The 2,890-nt window shown below is 52.3% G+C and carries 1 protein-coding gene, 2 tRNA genes, 2 rRNA genes and 1 riboswitch; all 5 genes read left to right on the top strand.

All coding sequences use genetic code 11. The features are described from left to right. A 23S ribosomal RNA gene (locus B2Y11_RS06420) occupies window positions 1-142 on the top strand; the annotation flags it as partial. 33 nt (window positions 143-175) lie between these two features. Further along, a 5S ribosomal RNA gene (gene rrf / locus B2Y11_RS06415) occupies window positions 176-292 on the top strand. A 109-nt stretch (window positions 293-401) separates the two neighbouring features. Further along, window positions 402-476, top strand: a tRNA-Asn gene (locus tag B2Y11_RS06410). A gap of 37 nt (window positions 477-513) precedes the next feature. Next, a tRNA-Leu gene (locus B2Y11_RS06405) sits at window positions 514-602 on the top strand. Window positions 603-1,082: 480 nt separating this feature from the next. Then, window positions 1,083-1,179, top strand: a riboswitch (TPP riboswitch). A gap of 52 nt (window positions 1,180-1,231) precedes the next feature. Then, window positions 1,232-2,539: a phosphomethylpyrimidine synthase ThiC gene (gene thiC / locus B2Y11_RS06400; RefSeq protein ID WP_291057455.1), complete on the top strand. Its 1,308-nt coding sequence runs from the start codon at window positions 1,232-1,234 to the stop codon at window positions 2,537-2,539. Window positions 2,540-2,890 lie beyond the last annotated feature (351 nt).

Below are 2,890 nucleotides of genomic sequence, written 5' to 3'. Positions count from 1 at the left end.
AGCACGAAGCCCCCCTCAAGATTAGATTTCCCATCTATTTATAGAGTAAGACTCCAGGAAGACCACCTGGTAGATAGGTCTCATGTGTAAGAGTAGTAATACTCTCAGCTAAGAGATACTAATAAGTCGAGGACTTGACCAAAAGAATATATATATTGCAAACATGTAGTTTTCGTCTGGTGACGATAGCGAGATGGACACACCTGTTCCCATACCGAACACAGAAGTTAAGCATCTTAGCGCCGATGGTACTTGGGTGGCAACGCCCTGGGAGAGTAGGAAGTCGCCAGGCTTTATGACCTAACACAACGAACGTTAGTGAATTGATGTAGGTCGAAAGCAATGAGCATCAAATCTATACGAGTGTAACGAGTAAATAGATTTGCATTGCGAAACTGCATTCTTAGGTAGCTCAACGGTGGAGCAACCGGCTGTTAACCGGTAGGTTGTGGGTTCGAATCCCACCCTGAGAGCCAGTAAACTTGATATGAGATTTAAGGCCAAAAGTATTTGGCCGGGGTGGCGGAACTGGCAGACGCACAGGACTTAAAATCCTGCGATCCTTACAGATCGTACCGGTTCGATTCCGGTCCTCGGCACCAATGATGATGTAGTCGGAACTTCAGGTTCCGGCTTTTTTGTTGGGAAAGAGAGATTTGAGGTTTGAGGGATTAGACGGTCAGACATCAGATTTCGGTATTCCTCAGGGCTTCGCCCAGCTTCTTCCTGGGGAAGGAGCCTGTGTTACGTGCTATGCTTTGAGGCCATTTGAATAGAGCGGCAGGGGGGATTTCTCGGCTCCGTTACCGGTGTTGGTTCAGCAATGGGGGCTCCCATATCCAGAGCTGCGGTGAGCCATTCCTTTTTGGCGTCTTCCGCGTTTTCGACAACACTTTTTAAGGTATCGCCGGTGATTATGCATCCGGATCCGGCACGATTTCCAGTCGGTAAGGCAGATGCATGTAATAATCAATCGTTTTCATCGGATGATTTCTCCACTACTTTTTTGACCAGTTCAATGAATTTAAAATATGAAAGCTGTGAGTCTTTTTGCTTCCAGATAGACGCCATATGGTATAATAGGTTCATGCTGGGGGAGTCGAAAGACTGAGAGGATGGATCCGACCCTTTGAACTTGATGCGGTTTATACCGACGTAAGGAAGCAGAAAATCTGTTTGCTCAAAGCCCGCTATGGCGGGCTTTTTATTATACATGAAATGGGAGGCACATATGACACAGCTGGAAGCGGCCAAGCAGGGTATCATTACGAAGGAAATGGAGACAGCGGCGCGGGAGGAAGGCGTTTCTGCGGAGTTTATCCGTCAGGGGATTGCGGAGGGCACCATCGTCATTCCGGCCAATATATATCATACATCTCTTCATCCCTATGCCATCGGCAAGGGGCTTCGCACGAAGATGAATGTGAATCTGGGGATTTCTGAGGATGTGTGCAATTATGAAACGGAGCAGGCGAAAGCGAAGATGGCCTGGGAGATGAAGGCGGAGGCCATTATGGATCTGTCCTGCTACGGGGAGACGGCACCTTTCCGGCAGTGGCTGGTGAAGAACAGTCCTGCTGCCATCGGCACGGTGCCCATGTACGATGTGAAAGGCGTGCTTCATAAGGGCCTCAAGGATATGACTGCTGATGACCTTTTCTCCGTGGTGGAGCAGCATGCGAAGGACGGCGTGGATTTCATGACCATTCATGCAGGACTGAACCGGGAGACGGCAAAGCATATTATGAGAAATAAGAGAATCACAAATCTCGTTTCCCGGGGCGGCTCCATTCTTTTTGCCTGGATGTACATGCATGGAAAGGAAAATCCTTTCTATGAGCAGTATGACCGGCTGCTGGAACTCCTGAAGAAATATGATGTCACCCTGTCTCTGGGGGATGGCTGCCGCAGCGGAAGCGGCCACGACTCCACCGACGCCATCCAGATTTCCGAGCTCATTAATCTGGGCGAACTGGTGGTTCGCGCCCGGAAGGCGGGGGTGCAGGTGATGGTGGAAGGACCGGGCCATATGCCGGTGTCCGATATCCGCATGAATGTGGAAATCGCCAAGAAACTCACCCACGGGGCACCGCTCTACGTGCTGGGGCCCATTGTCACCGACGTGGCACCGGGCTATGACCACATTACCGCTGCCATCGGAGGTACCCTGTCCGCGGCCTGCGGTGCCGATTTCCTCTGCTACGTGACGCCGGCGGAACATCTCCGCCTCCCGGATCTGGACGATGTGCATGAAGGCATCGTGGCTTCCAAAATCGCCTGCCATGCGGCAGACCTGGCGAAAGGAGTGAAGGGGGCTGCCCTGTGGGATGAAAAAATGTCCTGGGCCAGAAGAAAGGTGGACTTCAAGGAAATGATTCCCCTGGCCATCGACCCAGCCAAGGCCCGCCGCTACCGGGAAAGCAGCCAGCCGGAGGATGAATTCACCTGTACCATGTGCGGCTCCATGTGCCCCATGAAGACACTGGATGAAATCCTGAACAACAGGAACCCGGAGGATGACCCCTTCAAGAAGGCGTAAGGATGCTTTGGAAGTGGTAAAAGATAAATGCCGTTATTGTCTTGCAGCGTAGAGGCGATGGCAGTCAGCTTTTAGCAAGTTATGCCCGCAAGGCGGGCACAGGCCGCCTACGGCGGCCTCCCCCTTCCACCACTTCGTGGTCCCCCCACCCCCGCAGGCGGGGGTGGGCAAGTTTTAGGGTGCTGCGGCCCCGACTACGCCCCTTGTCATCAGGGCGGGAGAGGGCCGCGCAGTGGGGGCCGAAGGCAAAGCAGGGCAATGGTAAATGGGACAAAGGATAAAGTGTAAATGGTAAAAGAAGAAGGCGCCTTTTCAAAGGGGCGCCTTTTTAAGGAAGCGCTGATTAAATCA

The organism is Dialister sp. UBA1703, from assembly GCA_002320515.1.
Lineage (GTDB): Bacteria > Bacillota > Negativicutes > Veillonellales > Dialisteraceae > Dialister.
Note: the sequence above shows the minus strand (reverse complement) of the source record. Positions and strands in the feature narration are given on the sequence as shown.